Origin of the sequence: Lactobacillus kitasatonis DSM 16761 = JCM 1039 (assembly GCF_000615285.1) — a bacterium.
Taxonomy (GTDB): Bacteria; Bacillota; Bacilli; order Lactobacillales; family Lactobacillaceae; genus Lactobacillus; species Lactobacillus kitasatonis.
Genome location: NZ_BALU01000006.1, coordinates 34,899 through 58,641 on the forward strand (window position 1 = coordinate 34,899; position 23,743 = coordinate 58,641).

The 23,743-nt window shown below is 38.6% G+C and carries 23 protein-coding genes; all 23 read right to left on the reverse strand.

Annotated elements, in window-relative coordinates:
- Position 1 precedes the first annotated feature (1 nt).
- On the reverse strand, positions 2 to 403 hold the full coding sequence (locus JCM1039_RS05090; protein ID WP_025014910.1) for a hypothetical protein: 402 nt from the start codon (positions 401 to 403) through the stop codon (positions 2 to 4).
- Complete coding sequence (locus tag JCM1039_RS12160) at positions 375 to 524, reverse strand: XkdX family protein (protein WP_155831121.1); 150 nt, start codon at positions 522 to 524, stop codon at positions 375 to 377. Before JCM1039_RS12160 ends, JCM1039_RS05090 begins: the two co-directional genes overlap by 29 nt.
- Positions 524 to 1,051, reverse strand: coding sequence for a hypothetical protein (locus tag JCM1039_RS05100; protein WP_025014911.1), 528 nt, complete (start codon positions 1,049 to 1,051; stop codon positions 524 to 526). The genes JCM1039_RS12160 and JCM1039_RS05100 overlap by 1 nt, the downstream gene beginning before the upstream one ends.
- Positions 1,052 to 1,085: 34 nt before the next feature.
- A complete protein-coding gene (locus JCM1039_RS05105) occupies positions 1,086 to 1,883 on the reverse strand; it encodes a hypothetical protein (RefSeq protein WP_025014912.1) in 798 nt (265 codons plus the stop codon).
- A gap of 11 nt (positions 1,884 to 1,894) precedes the next feature.
- A complete protein-coding gene (locus JCM1039_RS05110; protein ID WP_025014913.1) occupies positions 1,895 to 3,682 on the reverse strand; it encodes a hypothetical protein in 1,788 nt (595 codons plus the stop codon).
- Positions 3,636 to 3,878 (reverse strand): hypothetical protein, encoded by a 243-nt coding sequence (locus JCM1039_RS05115; protein ID WP_025014914.1) that lies wholly within the window; start codon positions 3,876 to 3,878, stop codon positions 3,636 to 3,638. The genes JCM1039_RS05110 and JCM1039_RS05115 overlap by 47 nt, the downstream gene beginning before the upstream one ends.
- A 2-nt stretch (positions 3,879 to 3,880) precedes the next feature.
- Positions 3,881 to 7,759 (reverse strand): phage tail spike protein, encoded by a 3,879-nt coding sequence (locus JCM1039_RS05120; RefSeq protein WP_025014915.1) that lies wholly within the window; start codon positions 7,757 to 7,759, stop codon positions 3,881 to 3,883.
- Positions 7,759 to 8,454, reverse strand: a complete 696-nt coding sequence (locus JCM1039_RS05125) for a phage tail protein (RefSeq protein WP_244438041.1) — start codon at positions 8,452 to 8,454, stop codon at positions 7,759 to 7,761. The genes JCM1039_RS05120 and JCM1039_RS05125 overlap by 1 nt, the downstream gene beginning before the upstream one ends.
- A 73-nt stretch (positions 8,455 to 8,527) precedes the next feature.
- Complete coding sequence (locus tag JCM1039_RS05130) at positions 8,528 to 8,818, reverse strand: hypothetical protein (RefSeq protein ID WP_025014917.1); 291 nt, start codon at positions 8,816 to 8,818, stop codon at positions 8,528 to 8,530.
- A 5-nt stretch (positions 8,819 to 8,823) separates the two neighbouring features.
- Positions 8,824 to 14,766, reverse strand: coding sequence for a tape measure protein (locus JCM1039_RS05135; RefSeq protein ID WP_025014918.1), 5,943 nt, complete (start codon positions 14,764 to 14,766; stop codon positions 8,824 to 8,826).
- Entirely contained in the window at positions 14,767 to 15,408 is a 642-nt protein-coding gene (locus JCM1039_RS05140) for a Gp15 family bacteriophage protein (protein ID WP_025014919.1), read from the reverse strand.
- Between the two features lie 9 nt (positions 15,409 to 15,417).
- Entirely contained in the window at positions 15,418 to 15,708 is a 291-nt protein-coding gene (locus tag JCM1039_RS10790) for a hypothetical protein (RefSeq protein WP_244438042.1), read from the reverse strand.
- Positions 15,709 to 15,876: 168 nt separating this feature from the next.
- Positions 15,877 to 16,560: a phage tail tube protein gene (locus JCM1039_RS10795; RefSeq protein WP_025014920.1), complete on the reverse strand. Its 684-nt coding sequence runs from the start codon at positions 16,558 to 16,560 to the stop codon at positions 15,877 to 15,879.
- 2 nt (positions 16,561 to 16,562) lie between these two features.
- Positions 16,563 to 17,006 carry a phage capsid protein gene (locus JCM1039_RS05155; RefSeq protein ID WP_025014921.1) on the reverse strand — a complete coding sequence of 148 codons (444 nt, stop codon included), beginning with the start codon at positions 17,004 to 17,006 and terminating at the stop codon, positions 16,563 to 16,565.
- Complete coding sequence (locus JCM1039_RS05160) at positions 16,996 to 17,376, reverse strand: minor capsid protein (RefSeq protein ID WP_025014922.1); 381 nt, start codon at positions 17,374 to 17,376, stop codon at positions 16,996 to 16,998. The genes JCM1039_RS05155 and JCM1039_RS05160 overlap by 11 nt, the downstream gene beginning before the upstream one ends.
- Positions 17,377 to 17,727: a putative minor capsid protein gene (locus JCM1039_RS05165; protein WP_025014923.1), complete on the reverse strand. Its 351-nt coding sequence runs from the start codon at positions 17,725 to 17,727 to the stop codon at positions 17,377 to 17,379. It lies immediately after the preceding gene.
- Positions 17,720 to 18,106, reverse strand: a complete 387-nt coding sequence (locus JCM1039_RS05170; protein WP_025014924.1) for a hypothetical protein — start codon at positions 18,104 to 18,106, stop codon at positions 17,720 to 17,722. Before JCM1039_RS05170 ends, JCM1039_RS05165 begins: the two co-directional genes overlap by 8 nt.
- A 14-nt stretch (positions 18,107 to 18,120) precedes the next feature.
- The gene (locus JCM1039_RS05175; RefSeq protein WP_025014925.1) at positions 18,121 to 19,191 is read right to left on the reverse strand and encodes a hypothetical protein; all 1,071 of its coding nucleotides are present in this window, start codon (positions 19,189 to 19,191) and stop codon (positions 18,121 to 18,123) included.
- Between the two features lie 12 nt (positions 19,192 to 19,203).
- Positions 19,204 to 19,827, reverse strand: a complete 624-nt coding sequence (locus JCM1039_RS05180) for a phage scaffolding protein (RefSeq protein ID WP_025014926.1) — start codon at positions 19,825 to 19,827, stop codon at positions 19,204 to 19,206.
- Between the two features lie 100 nt (positions 19,828 to 19,927).
- On the reverse strand, positions 19,928 to 20,170 hold the full coding sequence (locus JCM1039_RS05185) for a crAss001_48 related protein (protein ID WP_025014927.1): 243 nt from the start codon (positions 20,168 to 20,170) through the stop codon (positions 19,928 to 19,930).
- Positions 20,167 to 21,324 (reverse strand): phage minor capsid protein, encoded by a 1,158-nt coding sequence (locus JCM1039_RS05190; RefSeq protein ID WP_025014928.1) that lies wholly within the window; start codon positions 21,322 to 21,324, stop codon positions 20,167 to 20,169. The genes JCM1039_RS05185 and JCM1039_RS05190 overlap by 4 nt, the downstream gene beginning before the upstream one ends.
- Positions 21,269 to 22,900, reverse strand: a complete 1,632-nt coding sequence (locus JCM1039_RS05195) for a phage portal protein (protein ID WP_025014929.1) — start codon at positions 22,898 to 22,900, stop codon at positions 21,269 to 21,271. The genes JCM1039_RS05190 and JCM1039_RS05195 overlap by 56 nt, the downstream gene beginning before the upstream one ends.
- A gap of 44 nt (positions 22,901 to 22,944) precedes the next feature.
- The gene (locus tag JCM1039_RS10800) at positions 22,945 to 23,727 is read right to left on the reverse strand and encodes an HNH endonuclease signature motif containing protein (protein WP_025014930.1); all 783 of its coding nucleotides are present in this window, start codon (positions 23,725 to 23,727) and stop codon (positions 22,945 to 22,947) included.
- Positions 23,728 to 23,743: the final 16 nt, after the last annotated feature.

Below are 23,743 nucleotides of genomic sequence, written 5' to 3' on the forward strand. Positions count from 1 at the left end.
TTTAATAATTATGCTTTTTACTTTTTGAAATAATCAAAAAATCAAACAATAATACAATTATTTCCAAGAAGCCGGCCATAATCATGTGCGGTTGTCCTGAAATAGAGCCATGAATAAACTCTGACACTGATTCAAACGCTAATAAACCGGCTGTAATAACTAGTAAGTTGCGATTAGTAGCTATCTTGTTTTTATTACTAATTGCCCAGCTAAATAGCCAAACTCCTACCGCAATAAAAATGCCTCCTGTTAAGTCATCGTTTAAAAATCCAACGGCAAACGGAGGCCAAAAGAAATAATAGTCATTACATACGAGAATTAAGCCAATACCAATCATAGCAACGGCCAAAATAGCATGTTGTGGGTGGTTGATTTTACGCAGTTGGTTGAGCTTCTCTTTCATTGCTATCACCTACGATTTGATCGTATTCCACTTTTGACAATCCAGCATCCGGCACGCAAGACCAAAGATAACTTTTATCACACATACCGTTATCGTACATAAACTTGTAAATGCTAAACATTATTGTGCACCTCCTTCTGTTGATGGTGTAGTTGTTTTGGTAGGCTTAGCAGGGGCGATTTTATCAGCTAAGTTATCAATCTTAGTGTTCATGATTCCTAATTGTTTAGTAACCATCATCATCAATTGAGAGCTTTGAGCAGATTCAACATTTTGATTCTTTTGTTGAGTTTGCACCGTTTCAGTGGTCTTTGATAATTCAGATACTTGTTTCTTTAAATCTTCAATTTCTTTTCCTTGTTGAATATTTGCAGTTTCAATCCACTTGCCTTTGCCCCAATCACGTTGTGGTGCCCAAAATCCAATTGGAGCTTCAACTACTAACGGATAATTATCAGTAGTCATCTTTTTAGTTGAAAGCTGTGGTACACAATTGTCATCACGATCAGATTTAAAAACAATTTGAAGAGTAGGGTCTTGTGCCACAATCTTTTGTAGTTTTTCATATTCAATTAACCATTTTGGCTTCAAGTCTGTAACTTGATCAGACTTTGTTTCAGTTGATTGAGTGTTTTCTGTTTCTGTCATTTTATTTTCCTTTCTTATTAAAAAAACTTTCTTCCTAATTAATTAAAAAATATGCTCTCATTTGATTTTTATAGTACGCACTGTACCAACTGGTATGGTTAGGGAGATCGTCCCAAACAATTTTGCCCGAGGTATTAATTAGCGCAAAATCAGTAGCATTAGTTACATCTCTCAACCAATACCAGTTGGCATTACCAGTAGCTAAATTTGGTCTTAATTTATAAATTGGTAACTGATTATCATTACCAGAGTTATAAATTTTACCGCTATCAGTGCTACCGTGCGCACTACCAGATATCATCTTTGAACTACACATACATGCTTTAACTGTATAATCGCTCATGTGAGTGGGCACACCGTCTTCAACCTTGTCAGTTAGCTTTTCATTGAAGCTTAAAAGATGGTCCCCAAAGTCTTTTTCTAGCCGATCAACGATTGTAGGCAACGAGTTTTTAAAGAAGTCACTACCTACAAAACCGCCTTCAGTAGTAGCCGTTGGGTTCATTTGATACTTTTGACTGTCTGCACTCGTTAAAAGTACCAAGTGATTATTTAAAGTTGGGTTATCATCATCAATTTTGTAATTGATTCCTGCAATTGTGTATTGATTTTGACCAATAGTGAAATAATCACCGATACAAAAATCATCAAAATTACCAGACTTGATGTTTAAACTCATATCATCTGTAAGAACACCTAATTTCTTACCACGATAAATTGCGTTTTGTTTTGCTGCACCCGTTTGATTTTTATCCAACCAATCGAGCTTATACTTAAAGCAACTATTGTTAATCATTACATAATCGACATTTTTACCGTTAACAGTTAGCATTACACCACCTCCTAGCTATTTGATAGCGCGTAGATAACATTTTGTTGTACTTTGCCGTCCTTAACCAGTTGATCATATTGTGCTTGAGTTACTCCAACGAGTTTTGTACCGGACTTCTTAAGATCTGCAATTTCTATTTCTTGGCTGGTAACCTTATTTTGCAAGTTATTTACATCAGTCTTATCGGCTTTGCTATCTAAATCTGTTTTATCAGCCTTAGCATCTAAGGCTTTTTTAGCATCGGCTTTTGTTTCTAACCCTGATAAATCAGGAGCTGGAATAGTAATGTTACCTGAACTATCAGGTTGAACATTATTAACTGTCTTGACCTTGCCAGCATCAGCCAGTTTAGGATCAAGTTCTGCTTTGGTATAAACATCTGATGCATTAGCCTTAGTAGCAATAGCATCACTATTCTTCCTAATGGCAACTGTATTGTCACTAATCTTCTTATCTAATGTATCGTTAGCAGTTTTAGCATCGGCTTTTGTTTCTAACCCTGATAAATCAGGAGCTGGAATGGCAATATTACCTACACTATCCGGTTGAATGCCGTTGACAGTCTTGACCTTGCCAGCTTCAGCCAATTTAGCATCCGTTTCAGTCTTGGTGTAGTAGTTTTCCAAATCTGATTTATGAGCATAAACTGTAAAATCAACATCATGAAGCTTGCTTACTGTTTCCTTGGCAGAATCAATTGCTTGTCTCAGGCTTGCTTGATCAGTTTCATCAGTATTTAATTGCTGAGTTAACTTATCAAGTTTTGCTTGGAAGTCACTCACTGTGGAAGTCTTCCAGGAATCATAATCAGCTTGCACGCTTTGTAGCTTAGCTGTCAGCTTATCAGTAGCGTCTTGAATAGTCTTATCACGAGCATCAGTAACACCTTTAATAGCAGTAGCCTTATCAGTCTCAACTTTTGCTAATTCATCAGATAATTGCTGTTTAACGCTATTAATCTCAGCATCATTAGCAGTTTGATTAGATTTTAATTGATCGGCAGCATCTTGATTGATCTTAGTAAGTGCAGCTATTGCATTCTCTTGATTAGTCTTTAACTGATCATCTGCATCTTGCTTTAATTTATCAATTTCAGAATTAGCATTCTCATTGATCTGCTTTAATTGATCATCTGCGCTATTTTGAATTGTTTGCGTTTGAGTTTGCCAATCGCTAGTGAGCTTAGCAAGTGCATCAGATTTAGACTTATATTCAGTTTGCATCTGCTGAATAATCTCTTTAATCGAAGAGACTTCATCTGCGACGCTCTTATTGCCATCAGAAATAGCCTGTGCAATCTGTTTGTTTAAGCTATCAATTAATTGATTAGTTTCCGTTTCAGTCGTATCAATCGTACTACGATGGTGTGCTACAAGTCCTTCAAGACTAGAAATATATGATTCATTAGCTACAACTGTTGAAGTCATATTTTCAATCTGAATTTCAAAGTTTGAAGTAGCGTCAATATGATCAGCGTCGGTATAAATTTCGAATCTTGCTATACCTGATCTTTGATAAGCTAGATCATTTAAAGTATAGGAAAATTTGCCTTGAGAGTCGTTCGTTCTAGTAAATCTGTTAGGATTGTCCGCTTCATCGTCGACAATTAATTTGTTATTTTCCTTATCATCAACGAATCTAATTTTTTTGTTGGTTAAATCATAAGCATTGATACCGTCATTATCAATTACAGTTACATCAAGAACTTTTCCACGTTCATTTTGATTGTACTTAACGTAAGTTTTATCAGGGCTAATGTTTATCTTGTTGACCTGTAATACTAATTGATCGTTTGTCATGTTGTGCATCACGTCCTCTCAATTTTTCAAGCTGGTGCTTCAATTCAGCATTTTGAGCTTTGTAGTTAGTAATTTCATCATTTTGATGACGAATAGTAACTTGCAAATTAGCAATTTGCAGAGATAATTGACCAATCGTATTGCCCATGTTGCCAGCTAAAGTGTACTCAACTTCAGTATTTTGATTATTTTCCATAATTAACTCCATCCTTGTCTATACCAGTGAGCTCTACCAGTTGCTGAATAAACTTTAAGTACATAAACATTACCATCGTTGCCCCATTTGGTAGTTCCCAAAGACTCAGGGTAGTTACCGTTAGCATTGTTTGCCAATCCCAAATTATATGCTTCGTGGAAATTGAGCATTCCGCTTGTTGAGTCGGTATAGTTTGGATTGATTGTAATAGTTCCTGATCCAGGATCGTAACTACCACCGGAGTTTTGGGCAATATTACTCAATTGATTATTCATGTCAGAAATTTGTGAGTTGACTTGGTTTGCAAAGTTTTGCATATCTTCAGGTGTTGTGAAGTATCCTAAGTCTTCACCATCGCCATCGCCAGAATAAGAATCAGTACCATAATCGTCATCATTCCCAGGCTCATAGGAGTAATCTGCTTTTCCTTGACCAGCTAAATTACGTAACTTACCCATGTCTGCGCCTTTATCTATACCTTTCCAAATAGTATGACGTTTGTTGTTTATGGTTATCCAGTCAGCTATCCAAAGCCTTACCCACGATTTAATACGTCTGTAAGCATGAGCCGCAAAGTTTCTTTGCGTTAGGACTTCGTTCATGTCATCGCCAACGGTTATAGCGGAGGGGTGAACACGTGTGTAATTGTTACCGTCAGTCGTAGCAAATTGACCGGAACTCATCATAGATTGGTAATTATCAGACATAGCCCAGATAACATTACCGCCTTTCCACGGATTTAAGATTGATCTAGGATTGTTGGTACCTATGTAAACGTTCATTGATCCGCCACTAGTACCAATGGTAAGTGCACTTTCAACAAGACAACTTTTAATATTAACGGCTTCAATAGTTCCGGCTTTAATAGCATCTGCATATATACGCCCCTCGGAATCCATACCGGCACGTGGTTCTTGATTACCATTAGCATCATAAAAGACTAAACCGTTACCAGAAAACGCCATCTTACCGCCGTTACCGGTTGAAGCTGTCAGCATTGTAGGTTCTTGCCAGTTAGGTACGGCTTGAATAACACCAGAACCTCCATTAGTTACCCAATCTTTTATATCATTGGCAAAACTTTGAATTTCTTTCATTCGATTTTCAAAGTCTTTAGTTTTAACCAATTGAGTAGCAATATCGTGGCCGTTTTGATCCACTTGGTGTTGGATCAAACCTAAATCGTCCATCAATTTTCTTTCACCGGCAATACGATTAGAGCCCTCTTCTTGAAGAATATGATCAAATCTTGATAAAAGCCCGGTCATATGACCGGTTGAACGTGATACACGTGATTCGGCTTGTTTGTCAGCTTGTTCAAGTAACAAGTGTTGCCAAGTCTTAGGTGGATCACCTATTGTTACTGATTCATAACAACTATCCTCGCCACGCATCAACCAAACGGTACCAGTTATTTTTCCTTGTTCTATTTTGTCAAACTTAGAGAAATCAACATTAACACGATCATACATGTTAAGTGCTAGTAAATCCGCCTTAGTACCATCTAAATCGGAGTAAGAAACAGTCATACTAATTGGAATTGTCCCAATATCGTATTCTTTCAATGCTCCGAGTGCTGCAGAGTAAAGTTGCTGAATATCGTCAGCGGTTGCCTTATAAGTACCATCATCTTGTAAACCTGATAAATCCTGATCATTGTGCTTAATATAATTACTCATATCAAGCTTCATGATGTGAGTATTTTCAGGTGGAATAGTCATATCTTGAGGATAAAGAACACCATTAACTACGCCGTCTAAATCATCAGTTAATTCAACATGAACAGTTTGATCTGCAATAGTAGGAATTGCTGAATCATCACTGTCATCATATGAATTGTGACTGTCATCAGGTGCTTCAGGCTCTAAATCTTCAGCAGCGCTTGAACTGGTGTATTCTGCAGGAATCCAACCAGTGTGACCGGCATAGGTAATTTGATACCAGGTTTTACCATCCGCACCTTGAGCACTCTTAGTAATATCAAACGCTTGACCAGCAGGAACAGACCAGTTTTCGGCCGATCCTTTAGATGGTGTTGAATACATTTCAATCTTCCCATTATTTTGGGTAGAACGATTGATAATTTTTTCAGGTGAATCAGGTTTACGAGTTTTAGAAGCCTTAGTGTCAATATCTGAAGCTTTAACGTATGATCCATTACTTAATTTGTAGTAAAGAACACCACCAACTCTAACTTGACCATAATTCAAGTTGTAATACTTATGCTTTTGCTTTAAAGGCTTACCAACTTGATAATCTGGGTTTGGAATACGGTATGGTTTGCGATGTTTACCCTTACCACGATAAACATATTTGTATTTCTTTTTATGCTGTTTTCTTGCAGCAGTCATACTTAAATGTTCATGCGGTTGTGTTACCTTACCGGTCTTAGTATTGATGTAATACTTTTTAGCATCTTTTTTAATTAGACCATAGCCTTGAGAATCATAAACTTGAACGTCACCATCTTTGTTAGTAGTGAAGTGATCACCATATACCCACTGGTGAGGGCCTATTCTGTACCATAGGTGGCCATTCTCATCTTTTTCAACGTGAGTATATTTAAGTTTTTGACCATTCTTTAAGGTTTTTTCCTTACCATTCTTATCTTTAAGTCGATAGTGACCTGGGCCTTGATCAGGTGAGTAATAAATATGAATTTTTTTATTACCTTGAGTGTAAGAAACTGTACCAGTACCTTTCACTGGGTATCTGATCAAAGCACCTGATGATGAAATAGCAGTATGAATGTGGCCAACAACGTTGTTAACTACATAGTCACCAGTTTTATCAAAGTTGATGAATGTGCCATCAATCCAACCAATGATAGGGCTAAGCACCGGGTACCATTGATCACCGTTAATCGTGTTAACTTGCAATTGAGCACCAGGCTTAGTAGAACTTGCTACCATTTGACCATCTGAAATAGGTTTGCCCAAGCTAATTTGGTCACCGTTGCTAAGTCTACCCACTATAGTACCGCCTTTAACTGGTGCGCTGTAAATATCAACACCACCGGCTGCACTATAAGTAACAGAAGCAACACTGGTGGTATCTTGACTTGCTATTCCGGCCCAATCAACGTTATCAGCGGTTGCAAGCGCTGGGCCTGGATCATAGTTAGCAAAAGGATAAATACCCACATACATATCGGCAATATTTTTTTCTTGTGAGTAAGAATTTAAATTACTACCGTATTTAACAGTAATATTAGTGTCTCTGCCGGCATTTTCACGATGATAGATAGTTGTGTTATCAAAATAAAAATCACCGCCAAATTGAGCTAATACCGAGTTAGCAGGCTTATCACCTTGCTGGTCTGGATCCAAAATAGCATTTAAAGCGTCAGTGCTTGAAGTATCAATATTAACGTTAACGACTTTAGAAACATCACTATCATAGTTAATTTCCGGTACTTCTTTAGCCAAGTGGCCTAAGATTTGACCTAACAAATATGAAGCCGAAACATTAGCAGCGGTAATATTCTCGCCCTTGATAGGATTTTTAGCTAAGTACTCACCCAAAATGTGAGTAGCATTAACAGTTACGTCCTGATCAGTGTTAACCACGTCAGTGATCCTAAATTTTTGGTGAGTTAGGATTCTGTTAATATCACCTAAAATCACTTTTTCCGCTTGTAATTTGCTAACAAACTTACCGGAACTTGGATAGATCAATTGCAATGTAGGCACTTGATTGCTATTCCAAGTAACCTTACATTCTTTGTAATCAAAAAGGACACAAACTCCTTGTGTCCTATCATCATCTACGGCGTTATCTAACAAAATTGGAGCGTCCAGCACGTCTTGATAATCAGACGCATCACGATCTAGGCCGGTATCGTAACCAGTATCATCAACCGTCGCAGTTGTATCAGCCATTAAACTAGTCGCCTCCATCTTGGTATAAATTCCGCAGTATTTAGTTTTGAATCTGCATTCATAGCTTCAATTGTGACTGTATTATTACCATTACCAGCACTAAGAAGTTCAGGAGTGGAATTATTAGCTAGTCGCAAATGACTATTTAGCAGATTATCAGTTAAGTAACTCTTAGTTGGATCAGATGAATAAGCGTTACCCTCTTCACCAACCAAATAAATGTCACCGTCAATATCATTAAATTCATACGGCATGTCATTAACTTTCAACAAAAAAGAGCCCGTTCCGTTAATGTGCCAGTCAGGACGCACAACTTCAGGCTCTGGATTGATTACCACACCGCTTTTAGGTAGTGGCACCCAATGAATTGAATCAGCATCATATTTAAATGGCTGAAAGTGAAATGTTAATGTTGCGTTAATTCTTTCAAAGTTAACAGGTGTAAATACTGGAGCAGTAACAATTTGAGCACGATACAAATAATCTGAATCGCTTTTAAATCGTAACCAATCTTCATCACCATATAACCAATCTTCAATATCTCCTTTTAACTGTTCCCAATCGTTGTAGCGTCTAGGCATATGAATAACCGCATTAATTTGAGTTTCTACACTCCCATAGGTGTGATTATTGTCAGCCCAGTCACCTGATTTTCCGGGTATTGTCTGCATTTGTTTGTTAGGTGTTGGAGACAACGGGTTAAAAGGAAACAGCACCTTCAAGCCGAAACTCGTTGAGCTTCGGTTGTGAAATACAATGTCATAAGTTCTAATGTCCACTGATGTTGTACCTCGTATTTCTTGTTGATCTCATGTTTAAGCGCTTCATAACGCTAAACATAGCTTCACCAATCTTGTTCTTATCAAGATAGTTATTTACCTGGATCACGTCATTTTGTGATGTAAGTATTCCTAGTGCTGCCAAAGCCTGATCAAATTTCTCATTGATTACTTGAATTTCAGCATTGGTTTGAGACAAGTCCACGACTTGTTGGCCTTGTTGTTGGAACTGTTGAGTTTTACCGTCTTGAGCCTTAAATTGCGTCAAGGTTGAAAGCATAATATCTAATGCTCTATCACGTTGCGCTGGATCCCACGGAATAATGCTTTCAGGGCCGTTGCCTTCACCAACAAGAGCAACTTGAGGATTAGTAACAATACCACCACGTGCGTAGCTTTATAAGGGCCACCGTGAGCTAATGAAACAATACCAGGTACATTGTTAATACCGCCGTATTTGTTTTTGATATACCTAATTGCTGAAATCGCTTGGTCTAATGGATTACGCCACTTGTTATAGCCAGGTTTATGGTTAGCCTCGAAAGTTGACTGGATCATTTGGAACCAACCGGCCGAAGGTGTTCCGGCCCTTGCATTGCTGTCCCAAGTGTTAACAACGTTTCTAAAACTAGATTCATGCGCTGCAATTGTTTCAAGTCCGTGAAGCCAGTTAGAACCAGAAACACCAGCAATATCCATAGCCCTTTCAATTACTCGTCTAGCTTGTTCCGGTGTAGCTGTACCAGGAATATTGCTTTCACCGTACTTATCCGCAATGCGTTGAATTGTACGCCAAAATCCTTTACCAACTTGACCTTTGATTTGTTTCTGAAGCTTACCGTTAGCCTTAACAGATACGTCTTTATCTGATTTATTGCCTTCGGTGTTAGTTCCGTTAAATCTAGCATAGGTTGGTCTTACTCCTGGAACTGATTCAGCAATTGAGTGCATACCAACTTGAGGGTGTGCATTAGGACTAAATGCTGAATAATACATACCGTGTCCGGCATAAACACCAACATGATAGTTAGGCAACCAGAAAATAGGATCGCCGGGTCTAGCTTCTTCTTTGCTAATTCTATGAGCATGAGGCCACAAACCAGCAACGGTTAAAGCACCCCAATTTTTGTGGTAATACTCGTTCATAGCCTTAGAAACTAGCCCTGAACAGTCGAATGAATCAGGGCCATAACGTCTAGCTTGACTATAAGTAGTACCTCTACCTAATTTTTCAACGGCTTTTAATAAACCACTTGCAGGGCCTAGATCATCGTCGTCAACCTTGTCTTCAACCATCTTCCATAATTGAGACCACCAGTTAACGCCAGCTTTTTCGCCCTTAGCATTAGCACCTTGAGCAATTGCATTAATAGCACCCTTTAAGCCATTGATTGAGCTAAATAGAGCTTGTCCTGTTTGCTTTGGCTTTTCCCAGTTGTGCTTTGCGATATGGTAAAGCTCTTTTAATGCACCAGTACCAGTTGCAAAGTGAGGAACAGTTAAGCCAAGTGCCTTAGTTTCAGTAGCATTGAAGACTTCTTCACCCGGCCTCATGTACCGTGGTGTGAATCTACCTTGAATTACATCAACATTGCCGGTGTATCTGTTCCAAACGGCTTCACGGTTGCCAGTTTCGGGGCTATCGTTACCGTCGTTAAGAATAGCCCAGGTAGGTGAAACAATAGGACGACGAACACCGCCACCTAATGCACCAGTACCGGTTGCAAGCCCTTGTACCTTATGAACAGCGCTCTTAGAGCCACCGAATTGACCAACAACATTATCAATCTTGCCAATTGCTTGATTTAATACACCAATAACACCATTAAGGCCTTTACGAGCTTCAGACTTCATTGAGTTCCAGAAGTGACCGAATGATTTTTCAATACCATTTTGAATACTTCTGAATTGCTTTCTGAACTTATCCGCAAATCCATTAGTTTGGTTAGTAATTGATCGTTCGCTACTTCTAGTGTTCTTTTCAAGTTGTGACCACATTGATTTAAATGACTTAGTAGCATTTGAATGCAGTGACTTGAAAGCTTTATCACTAGATTTAACTAGCTTGTCAATTTCTTTGGCAAAATTGCCTTTGCCCCTAAGTGTCTTAGTTAGGTTTTCGGCCGTCTTGCCTACTTCGCTAATATTCTTTCTTAGTGATTTAAGAGCAGATTCACCATAGGTCTTAACTCTTACTTTATGAGTTGAGCCTTTGATGCGCTTAGTTGCTCTATAAAGCGACTTAAGAGCCTTAGTGCCCTTAGCCTTAACAACTACAGTGCGCTTTTTGCTCTTAATAGCCTTAACAGCTTTTGCTAAACCTTTAACGGACTTAGTGCCACTAGCCTTTGCTGAAATTTTTACCTTTTTGCCCTTGATAGCCTTAACAGCTTTCGAGAGCGCTCTAACTTCTTTAAGACCAGATACACTAGCACTAATGCGAGAACTTGCAGAGCCAATAGAATATGAACCAGATGAGTAACTACGACGTGAACTTGACCGTCTAGTTGAATATGATCTGCTTTCACGTTCTCTTGAACTTGAACGTCGTTTTCTTGTCTTCTTGCGTTCAGTCTTCTTACGCTTCTTTTTAGGAAGTTTGTATTTACGTTCTTTCTTAGTGAACTGTAATAACTTTAAGAAGCCTTCACGTGTAATCTTTTCAAGTTTACCGGTGTTTGATTTGCCACCAGTCAACCAATGACTATCAACAAGGTAATCTTTACCATCACGTTTAGCAGGAATAGCACGGTATCTAATACGGCTATGCTTACTTACTTTGATAGGTCTAGCCTTGGTGTATGACATCAAACGTTTGAAGAGCTTTTCATTGATCCAAGTTTGTTTACCAGTCTCTTTACGAGCACCAGTCAAAAGACCCTTATCAATTAAAATGTCGCCCTTTTGACGTTTGTTATCAATATTCCACTTGAAGTTGTCTTTGCGTTCCTTAGCGTTCCCACTTTTTGCGGTTGCGTTCCGCTTTCGTTCCTTTGCGTCCTTATCTCGTTCACGCTGGTGGCGTTTAGTAGCTTCAGTAGTATCAAGATTGTACTGCTTAACTACTGTACTTAAAATCTTGTTTAAGTTGTCCTTATCAGGCTTAGCTAAATCAATAGTTAACTTGTTAAGGCCAACTGTACCGTTTGCAAAATGATAAGCACGGCTAAACATGTTTGCCGTATCTTTTGCGTTAACAACATCATCGCCAGGAAGTAAGAAACGCCGTAAGAATGGTATATCCGGTAACAGTTCCCAGCTACCGTCACCATGAATAATTGATTCACGGTTATGAGTAGCCGGGCTATCTGTACCATCGTTAAGGATAGCTGGTGTTAAATCACGACGTTTACGCCAATCAGTACCGTTTGCAAAGTGAATACCACCAATTGACGCTTTACCGCTGAATACTTTGCCTAAAAACTTGATAGGACCTGAAATTTTGTCCCAGAAGTTGTCCCAAGCATTCTTAATACCGTCAATGATACCTTTGAACCAGCTTACAAGGCCGTGCCATGCTGATTTGAATCCCTTAACAGCATTAGAGCCTAAATTAGTAAACCAACTAGTTAAACCGTGCCATGCTCTTGTCACACCACGGTAAATAGAACTAAACCACTTGGCAATGTTGCGCCATGCACGTTTCAAGCCGTTAGCGGCATTCCGGCCTAATCGACCGAACCAAGCCGTCATATTGTGCCAGGCATTGCGTACGCCTTTAGCAATGGAACTAAAGAACTTAGTCATTGAGTGCCATGACTTCTTTAAACCTTTAGCCATGTTAGAACCTAACTTGCTAAAGAATTTAGTCATTCCACGCCATGATTTTTTAATATCTTTACCGATATTGCCGAACCACTTGCCTACACCGTGCCATGCTTCTTTGAAGCCTTTAACTAGGCCCTTGACCCACTTTCTAAACTTAGGATTATGTTTATACAGTGAGTTGATAGCACCAGCTAACGGACTAATAAAGTAAAGGCCGACTTCTTTCCAGTTTTTCTTAAACCACTTAATTGTGTTGGTTACGCCTTTGGTAAAGCCATTCCACATATTGTGAGCGGAATAGCCTAAGTTCTCCAAACTCCAAAAATGTTTAGGTGGCTTGTTACGTTGCCAGCCCTTAGTAAAGTTGTTGACGGCTTGACCGCCCCAACGTCCAGCATATTTACCAATAACAGCCCCAATTGGTGCCAGCATAGGCCCAACAACCGGAATCATTGATGTAAGCGTACCGCCAGCTAATGCACCAACGGCACCGCCAATATCTTGACTTCGTTTATCTGCAGAGTGTCTATCCTTTACGGCGTTTACAATTTCAGGAGCTGCTACTGCTGCACCTGAAACAGCACCAACGGCTAGACGCTTGCCCATGCTGAAGTTCATAGTCTTTTTAATACCACGAGCAGCTTTTTTGGCTATTTCAGGTAAAGAAGATAGTCTCTTACCAAACTTGTACCAAGCTTTTTCCCCTTTGCTTGCTTCTTCTGCAAGTTTAAGGCCCTTAAGACCACCCTTAAGTGCTTTTAGCTTCTTATAAGCACCATAGCCTTTTTCACCGATAGCAAATAAACCGCCACCGACTTTGTCAAGGCCTTTAACAACAGCCATAGCTACTATAGCCTTAGAAATTGCTTGAATTGCCAGCTTGTTTTTAGCTAAATGATTTAAAAATTCCGCAATAACATGAATAGCACTTGCTGAACTTTTACCGTTTTTAGCGGTTAAGCCAAACATGTTACCTATCGTAGTGATAATACTTGCGAAGTCTTTCCACACGGCCTTAGCAATTTGACCGCCAATGGACGCAATACTTGAAGCAATTGTTTTAAGATCTTTAGCATGTCCGCTTATCCAGCCAAACACACCTTGCAAGCCTTTATCGATACCGTTGATAGCATTATCAAGAGTTTTGGTAACATTGACCGACTTGCCAGGATTAAACGCCTTAATAACACTGCTCATACCGTTAGATACTGTTTTACCTAACTTGCTGAACTCATTTTCAGTCTTCTTACTTGATACCCACTTAGAAACAGCACCATAAATAGGGCTCTGCATTTTGACAAATGGTTTTTCAAATGACTGCAATAATCTAGGCATTTGAGCGTCAATAGTACGCTTCATACCAGGAATAGTAGCGGTAAAGTTACCAGTTGCTTTTTTAAACTTCTTACCAGCTTCAAGAACAACATTGATCATATCTTGAGACTTAATCTTACCTTTACTCATAAGATCAGACATTTCAGACATAGTCATATTCTTGTCGTGATGTATTTGTCGTTCATAGTCCAGCAACATAGGTTTCAACTTAGGAAATGTGTTAACAATAGACATCATGTCTTGAGCTGAAACTTTACCGTTAGCCATCATTTGAGCAAATTGAGTACCAAAGTTTTCAACTGCTGCATCAGATTGACCGAACGCATCTTGCAATGTCAAAACAGCCTTAGTTAACTTTCCTGTTTGTTCCGCACTGTTATTAATTGCATAAAACTTTTGAGAAAGTTGGTCAACCATGTGGGTACTGTTTTGAGCAGCGGCCGCCATTGAATTAATTTGATTTACCATAGCCCGTCCCTTGCTTGCGCTATTAGTAAGCGTTAGCCAAGTAGCGTTCATAGTTTGTTGTTCTAGTGCATATTGCTTGGCTTCGCCAATCATTCCACCCAATGCGCCACGAATATAGCTAAATCCGCCTTTTACAGCGTCAGAAACTATATTTGCACTGAATACACTCTTAAAGATTGAGTGTGTTTCTTTGCCTTCATCGTTGACCTTATCAAAGTGACTTTTGATCCTAGCAAAAACGCCCTCGGTGTGATCCGTGGCGTTTATTTCAGTATTATGTTTTTCAGGAAGTTGATTAATTTTATGCTTAACTGAATCAACTTTTTCAGTAGTCTCACCAGTTTCAGCATTAATCTTAACTTTGTGATCCTTAGGCAATTTATTCAAATCAGACTTTAATTCATTAGCTTTGTGCTTAGCTTCAGAATCTTCAACCGTTATTTTGGTTTTATGGTCTTTACCTAAGTTTCTATCAATTTCTTTACCAGTTTGGCTAGCCTTAGATTTGGCCTTATTTAGGTTTTTATCTAAATTTTCATCTAGCTTGTTACCGGCTTTATTGCCAATTTTGTTGACTTCTTCATTGATTGCTTGAACGTCTGATTTAACCTTATTTTTCTGAATATCAACATCAATTGTGATTGTACCGTCAGCCAATTAGTTACCTCCTTTCTTTGCTTGCTCCAATAAGCTGTCAAACAATCGACTAAGTGAATCACTGTTAAGGCTTTCTTGTTCCAATTGCTCTTCAGTCTTTGCACCGTCAACAGCGTAGTAGTTTTGAGCTTGAACAAGTTCATTTTTAGCGGTTGGGTCTTTGATCTTTGAAGCGTCTTCTTGCCTGATAGACAAAATACGTTGAAAGTATGTTTTAGGCCCTAAACCGTCAAACAAAGCCTTAAAAATAGACCAGTGCATTTTGCCCCGTTCTTTGTTCAGGTCAATTCCGTACTGATCAAAAAAAGAAGCGTAGATCGCACCAGCATCTCGCTTGTAATCGAACTGCTTAGTGGTCTCTACGCCTCCATCATCGTTTTTTACTGTTGTTCCATAAGGACTATCCGTGATTTCCTTAGATATTTGCTCCATAGCTTTTTCATAAAAGTCAGGATCGTTTGGCAAACTTTCATTTTCACCAAAAAACAACTTAAATGTTTGCTGAAACTTCTGAAATTCATCAAGACTGGTATCTTCTTGCATTTCAAGGAATAGCAAAACATGGTCAAACGCCAAGTTAACTTTATAAACTTTGCCGTGCCAAGCCATTTCGGTGGTTGGGCTCTTCGTTAAACTTAGCATAATAAATCACTAGTTTTCTGCGTCGTACTTTGAAAGAGCTTGACGGTCATTATCCAAAGTTAAAGTCTTATCTGCAGCTTCGTTAATAGCTTCGATAATTTGTGCCAAAACTTCGGTTGAGTGGCCGAAGTGGTCATACAATTGTTGGCCGGCTTTTCCGTCATGCAATAAAGTATTAATTCCTTCAATACATGCGTCCTTGTAATCGCCTAATTGCTTTTCAAGTGCCTTTTTTCGTGCGCTATCAGTCATAGCCAATAACTTGTCTTCCAAGTCGCTTGATTGTTGTTCTTTGTACATTTTTTCGATTTTTGAAGCGACAAATGCTGCTTCAGTTCTATACTTGTCGTCAAAAGTTACCTTCCAAGTAGTTTCAATACCAGGAACTTCAATTCCTTTTCGTTATTAAACTTCTTGAAATTATCTAAAGAAATTACGCTCATTTAATAGACCTCCTAGAAATAATTGTTAAGCATGGATTCCAGTGCCCTTGTCGTCAACCTTTGGAGTAGTTGAAGATGTTTCTTCATTGATAATAGCTGGCAAAATTGGTTGGTCATCTGTTGGTGTCTTTGAAGTATCAACAGTTGCAGCATAAACCTTGGCTTGTGCGGTTTGATTCAAAGTTAATTGACCAGCAAAAATCTTTGGACGACCGTTGAAGTCAATGTTGAATGAGAAAGTTTGCTTTGCATTAGCAGCACCACCAGTAGGCACAATATTAGAAATAGTACATTCTGAAATAACTGGTAAGTTGTTCTTTACCCAAATAACACGGGTCTTAAGAGCGGTACCAAACTTTAAGAACAAACCGTCAACATAATCTTGAGCTGGGTCACCAACCTTGCGAAAGCCTGAAATAGCTAATTGAACTTGTTTACCAGTAACATCAGTTTCAGTAAAACCGCCACCGTCGTAGTAAGCGTCATTTGTTGAAGTTTCGTTAGCACTTGGTGTGTTGTTGTTGATACCTGAAGCCACCCAAGCCCATTTACCGGTTGTAACGTCGTTTAAATCAACGTCACCGGCATCGCTCATTTTTGGATCAATGTCAATAAATACCTTGTTGACAAAGTTTTCTGGGAAACCACCCTTTTCAGTATCAGTACCAGGTAGAAATTTAGTTTGTGCAGCTTTATTTTCTTCTGCCATGTTTAAAGAACTCCTTTATTTGTGTAAATAAAAACAGCTACGTCCATTGAGTACGTAACTGCTCCTTTTAAATCTTGTAATATTTCGGCCGGTTCACTTGGTACCTCGATATGATCAAAGCGCCAATGCGCACCGCTTATACTTTTTAAATCGCTTAACGTTTGCAGATATTGACTAATTTTAAAGAGACGTGTCTTAGCCATCGCTCCGTTTGTTGTTCTGATAGTAAAAGCATAATTATATTGCTTATACTGAACACCGCTGTAGTCTTGTTCTACAACGTGAGAACCCGGATTAGGCACAAAACATAATGTGTCATCTTTATCCATATATCTAATAAAAATAGGCTTTTTGGGGTCAGGAAAAAGATCACCTTCAAAAAGTCCATTCTGTATCTGCTCGTTAAGGCTTTGTCTTATTGTTTCTTGCAAGTCGTTAATTATCATTAGTCCACTTCATAGCCTTTACATAACTATCCATGATTTTTTCCATATCTTCCTTGTTGCCCTTCATAGCCAAGTCCCAGCGCTTTGTTGCAAGCTTATGTGTTGCTGTAGTCCAATGCTTTACCGGATAGCCCGGTTTCGGGCCAACAAGGCCATAGAACTGGGCTTTAGCGTACGGCATTGTGTAAACGAGTTTTGAGCCGTCAATAGCAATATAAACTTGTTTACTCAAATTACCCTCTAAATACGGAACGTACTTATCCATAGCTGCTAACGATTCATTAGCAACTATTCTCCTAGCTTTCAGAAATGCTGCAGAGCTAGTTTTTTCTTTGAGTTTTGCAAGGTCGATTTTTACATGAACACCCAACTAGATCACTCCTAGCTTGTATTGATAGACTTTGCGACTAAAAGGCTCTATATCACGATTAATTGTTGTAATCGTGTACTCACGACCATTAAAAACGATCTTTGCGCCCTGGTAACTGTCATCAAAGTCAATAAACGGCGTTGTATAAGTAGACATCAAAACGATACTTGCATTAGATACAACTTGTCGGTCGTTGTTTGTGCCACTGTAGACAGTCCGCAACGTAAACCGACAATTTTGTATTTCTATTTCTTCTGCTACTTCTTTTTCGCCGTATGGATCATCAGGATCAGTAACAAGCTTTTTAAGAGTGATAGTGTCTTGAAACATCGTTTTAGGTGGTCTAAGCATGTGGAATACCTCTAAACAAGAAACCGCCCCTGTATAAATAATCACGGGCTAAATTGTAAACACCATTAGTAACAAAATTAGTTGGTGTAGTACCTTTTGTTACGGTAGTGCCGTCAACTGATACGCTTTTTACGTCTTGATTTGACATTTCGTAAGGAGTTGACGCTCCAATTTCAAAGCTAAAGTTAATCTGCAGTTCTAACGCCTTTTTAAAGCATTGAACACGGTATTTATCCTCATCGTCGTCAATTGAATGGAGAACATAATAATCATTTGTGATCGGATTGATTAAATCTTCAGCGTCTTGCTCTAGTTTTTCGTACTTGTCAGTAGGTGTCGTGCCACCCATTTCATGATATTCAGCGAACGAAAGTAGCATTTAGAACACCTCTATTACTTGCCAGTACCAGGTGTGCCAGTGCCAGCGGTCTTAGCTGCAGCTACGGCGTTTTGTGACTTTTGCTTCAAAACAAAGAATGGATCAAGCTTGAACTTGTATTGAACTAAGTGAACATGCTTTACATCAACGTCCTTAGGCATAGTCCAAGCTTCCTTCTTTGCAAAGTCGTCTGGAGTTGGGAAGTTTGGAGTAGCTGGTGCAAAGTCTGGAGCAATTGACATACCAAGTGGGTGAATACAACCAATACGCTTTTGTACAACTGATTCACGACCACCTTGCTTCAATGGTTCGGTAACAACTTCAGTACCGTACATTTGAGTTGAGTAGCGAATAGCACCGGTACCAAACAAGTAAGCTACTGAAGTTGCGTCCTTGCCTGAAGTATCAGTTGGAATATCATCATCAACTACAACTTGCTTACCGTTGTAAACATTGATAGCAGTACCGCCGTTTGATGGTTGAATAGTGTCAATTAAGTTTTGAGACTTCATCATTGCGTAAGTAGTTGAGTTAACGGCAATTGATGAAAGAATGTTTTCAGGTTGATCACCCATTAATGAAAGTGCAGCAATAAAGCCCTTTGCTGAAAATTCTGAATCAGTTGGTGATTGTGCAGTTAAATCCAATACCTTTGAGTTAGCAATTTCATCAACTTGGAACATACCCTTCAAAACAGCAAATAACATGTATTGATCATTGGTATTCCAAAAGTTTGAGAAACGTGAAGCAATTTGATCTTGAATAGGTGCGCCTGAAAGCAAGGTAGAAATATCAGTTTGACCAAAGGCCTTAGTTTGATAGAACTTCATACCCAATTGTGATCCTGAAGTTAAGTTTTCTACGCCAATATCTTGAGTATCAGTCCAATTGTCAGCTTTACCGTCCAAGTCATTGATATATGGAATGGTGATCTTGGTACCAGGTTGACCTAATTGACCGCCTAGCCAGTCATCATTTTGAATAATACCTGAACTAATTAAGTTGTTAGTCTTCATTGAGTTGTTACGTACGTAACGGTTGAAGACTTCAGGAATGATCATATCTTTTAAATGTGTTTCAGCCATTTAAAAACTCCTCTATTTATCAAATAATTGAGACCATCTTTGTGGGTCTTTGCGGTACAAGTCGTTTTGTTCTTGCAAAGTCATTTCAGATGGTTTCTTTTCAACAGTTTCGGAAGTAGCATTGCCGGTTGTAACAATTTTCGGAGCTGGCTTTGTTTCTTCCTTTTCTTGGGGTTTGAATCCTTGAGGGAAGTCCTTTTGTGCTTGCGCTACAGCGTCTTCAACGTGTAAGATATTGCCTTTATCGTCTACACTGATTTGATCAGCGTCTAAGATAGCCATAACAGCTTTATTGTTATAAGCACCGGCTTTAGTCAATGCTTGCTGAATAGCGAAGTCCTTCTTTTGATCTAAAAGTTGGGCTTTGTATTTCTTGTCACTTTCAGCAATTTCTTTTTGGGCGTTAGCAAACTTAGCTTTGAGTTCTTCATTGTCTTTAGCTGCAGAACTTAAGTCTTTAATTTGCTTATCTCTATCAGTTACTTGACCTTTTAACGTTTCGACATTGCTATTTAAGCTAGATAACTTGCTTTCGTAGCCGTCTTTAATACCGTTAACATCTTTGCCATATTGAGCCATGATCGCTGAAATTTGGTCAGCATTAAGGCCTTGTTTTTCAAGAAATTCTCTTTCCATTTGTTTTCTCCTAACGTGTAATTTACGAGGGACGACCTCGTTCAGAGCATAAAAAATAAGCCTTTTTGATTAACGTGTTCATGCTAGGGAACACGGTTTATTAATTTTCGTAGTATTTTCTAATTGTTTCCTTCAAAGCTGTAATACGTTCACCAAGTACGGTTGAATAAGAATACATAATTGTTCTTTGCACTCGTAATAAGCGCTTTTCTTCATATTCAAGACCGCCACGGTGTTCAAATAAGAAATTATCTAAATTAAGCAGCTTAGTATCAACTTCAGCCTTTTCATTTTTCAAGTCGTCTAATCTAATTTCATCTTGTGTTGGTGGTTTAATTTTCATTTTGCTATCTTCTCTCTTGAATATTGTCTTGCTAGGAAGTCGTGTTCTTTTACGATTTGACGCAATTTACCCTGATACCCTCTAACACTAGCGGAATACTTAGAAATACCGTCAGAATCGTTTAAACGCTTGGCTAGTTGCAATTTACGCTTATTCTTACGTACACCACGTTCTAAATATCTTTGTTTCTGCTGAATCTTCATGTTTTCGACCGCTTGTTTTGGGTCAAACTGTTCAGCATAGTTATGAGACACTCCTTTGATATAAGGATTAAGAATGTGGGAACAATTTATTCCTTGAGTGCCTGCTGGTGTGCCGTAACCATGATCATAAATGTTTGGATAATCATTGTCACAACGTGGATCACTGTGTGGCACAATACAAACTACTTTACCTTGTATCGGAGCGCACGCCGGTCTAGCTGCTGGGTGTGAACTCATTGTGCATAGAACAGTGTCGTAGTCTTTCATCGACTGAATACGCAAATCGTTGTAAGTTCTGGACGTTGTGGACTGTAACACCATACGTGTGTAGCCCTCTAAACTCCATTTATGTCCTGCTTTATCAATCAATGAACTACTCATACCCTTGTCACGCCACTGATAAATATTGTCAAACAATGCTTTTTGCGGTGTTTTGCGTCCTAGTGTCACATCAAGAACAGTTTTGTTGACTATTTCTTGATAAGTCCTAGCAGCGGAATTTTTACCGTAGTTCCTAGTTAATAACGTTTGATTGACGTAATTATTTACGTCTCTCATCGTTTGTTCAGCATAACTTCGTATAATTACACTTGAATTAGCAGAAATACCTCTAACGGGCTTTTTTAGCGTTTTAGCTAAGTGTCTATTAAATTGCTTTGTAACAGTTAGCCCGTCTTTTTCGATTAAATCGTATATAGCCTGTTCTGAATAGCCGGAATTTTTGCTAATGAGCTTAATTACTTTATCAGTTAGCCCACCAATTTGAGACAACGCTTTTAAACGCCACTCCATTATTTTGGTTGGATCTTTTTCAGCATTCATCAGTTCCGGCCGTGTTTGCTTAAACGCATCAATAAGAATGTAAAACATTTCTTGCTCGTTATAAGCGTAATAATCAGCTATTTGATCCGCTTTCTGCATCATTTGAGCTTGAGTTATCTTCTTGTTCACGGTTTACACCGCCTTCACCTGGAAACATACTCATTTCTTGATCTGGTGGCGTTGGGCTTTGTTCGTCTTGAATTTGCTGTAGCCATTTCTGTGCTTCATTTTCATCTAAGTCATAATTTCTCATGATGAACTGTATTTTAGGCATTACAGAAGCTTGAACAGCTTGCAAATCTGCAGAGCGTTGAGCTTCACGGTCAACAAATACACCGTCCGCAAAGTCTGGAGTAATAACTAAGTTGTCTAAGTCACCATTCCAACGTGCTTTACCATCTGACCATAAGTCACCATTTTGCAATAATTCAGCAATAGCATAAACAAGCTGATCAATTGTCTTTTCTAGCATTGTTAGGTAACTGGAACGTGTTTGATACGTCTTAGAATTGTTAGTTACCACTTCGGTTGCCGTCTGAACTCCTGAAGGTGTAACAGTGAACGTACCAGGACTTAACTTCAAATCGTTTTCTAGTTCACGTAAGAAGAAATCCATAGCTCCTTCGTACTGTTCATTTCTGATATTGATACTCAAATCTCTAAACGCCGTTGTTGTGTCATCGTTTTTTGCATTCACTGGAACAAAAACAGCATCATTAGGATCCCAAAAGTACTGTTGATCTTCAGGAATTGTATGACCATTCATGTTTTGTTGACGACGTACCCAACTTCTAGGAATAGATACACGTCTATAGCCTGTCTTAACTTCCCATTCAAAGCCATCATGCACCATGTTGATGTCATCAACAGTTGAGAACCAGTTATCACACAAGCCAATACCCAAAGGACTAACAAGATTTTTGTTATTAGCGCCTGCATTACGATAAAACGCAAACAGAGGCTTTTCCAAATAGTTGAATGTCGTACTTGGTGAAAGCCCAGCGTATTCATCAATATAGTCAAGTGGTACATTCTCACCGACAACGTTTGGATCATTTGACCTATATAGTTCATTAGTGATTGTGTACGGTCTATATTGACGGCCTTTTTCGTCTGTTGTTAAGTTGCCCCACTGGTGGAACTCTATCAACGTGTAATAAACGGCCGTGTTATTTTCGACTTTTTGTAACTTACGAGAAATAGCAATTTGATCAACTTTGGTTGTGTTTGCGTCAAGCGGATATACTTCAGTAGCATTAGCCCACGATAATTTGATCTTATCATTTTCAACGTAAGGCCGAATAGCGCCACTTCCTAACGCAATCCACGTTTCTAGGTGAGTTTCTTGATCTAAGTAATAGTTATTATCTTTGAAAATTCCATCTAGTAAGTTCTGTAGCTTTGAATCGTTTACCTTAATGCTGCAACGTTCATTAAACATAAGAGACGCTAACGCTTGACTAGCACTTTTAAGCACGTTCAAAGAGTTAAGGTCTCTTTTTTGCTTACCTGCTGTAGTCCAATATTCTACTTTAGGCAAATTATCTTGATAATAGCGTTTTGCTTTTCTGATACGGTCGTATTCTTCGGCCGGAACCTTAATTCTAGGATCATCAGTAATACTGCTTAAACTTTTTTGTTGTACCAAACCTAACTTCGCACCTCCTTTGTACATAAGACGCTTTAACTTTCGCATAAAGCTCATTCAATCACCGCCTTACTAGTAAAATAAAAAGCCACTTTCGTGACTTATTTATCCAATATTGCTTGCATCATTTCCAGACGGCTATTAATAGCTTCTTCTTTATCAGAAAACACCTTTGTATGGTATTTCTTACTTTGAAAACTAAAAGAACCAATATAATTTCCTGATGGCAATTTCTGAATGCCAATTGTTTTTATCATATGTTTTTTTAGAGATTCCTTCTGACGACACAATTCAGAATCATATTTATTGGGTCTATATTTATTAGTTTGAAAGCTATTGCCACAGAACTTGCATTTCTTAATCACAGTATCTTTTTTGTGAATATTTCTATACCTGGTCCTACATTTTTCTGAACAAAATTTGCTAGATTTCTTAGCTGTTCGGAAACTTTCACCACACACTTTACATTTTCTAACATACTTTTTCTTCATATGCTTCGGTCTAATCTTGTTGAGAGCTTCTCGCCCAGCTTCGCTCTTATGCCATTTTGCAGCAGCGTCTCTAGCATGTTCATTCAAACTCTTACGCCATTTAGGGAGCATTTTGTCATAATCATGCTCTAAATGAAACATTCTGTGTTCATGAGCTGTAATACATTCAAAATTAGATATTTCATTATTAAATTTATTTTCGTCAATATGGTTAATTTCATATCCTTTTGGAATTGGGCCATTGTGTTTTTCCCACACATATCTATGCAGTCTTTTGCGACCAGCACCAATATTTTTAGTAGATAAATAATATCCAGATTTATCATCTCGCCTAAATTTATAACCATCTATAAAAGCATATTGATAGTCTTTACTATAGTGGACTTCGTTCATTTTTAATCGCCTCACT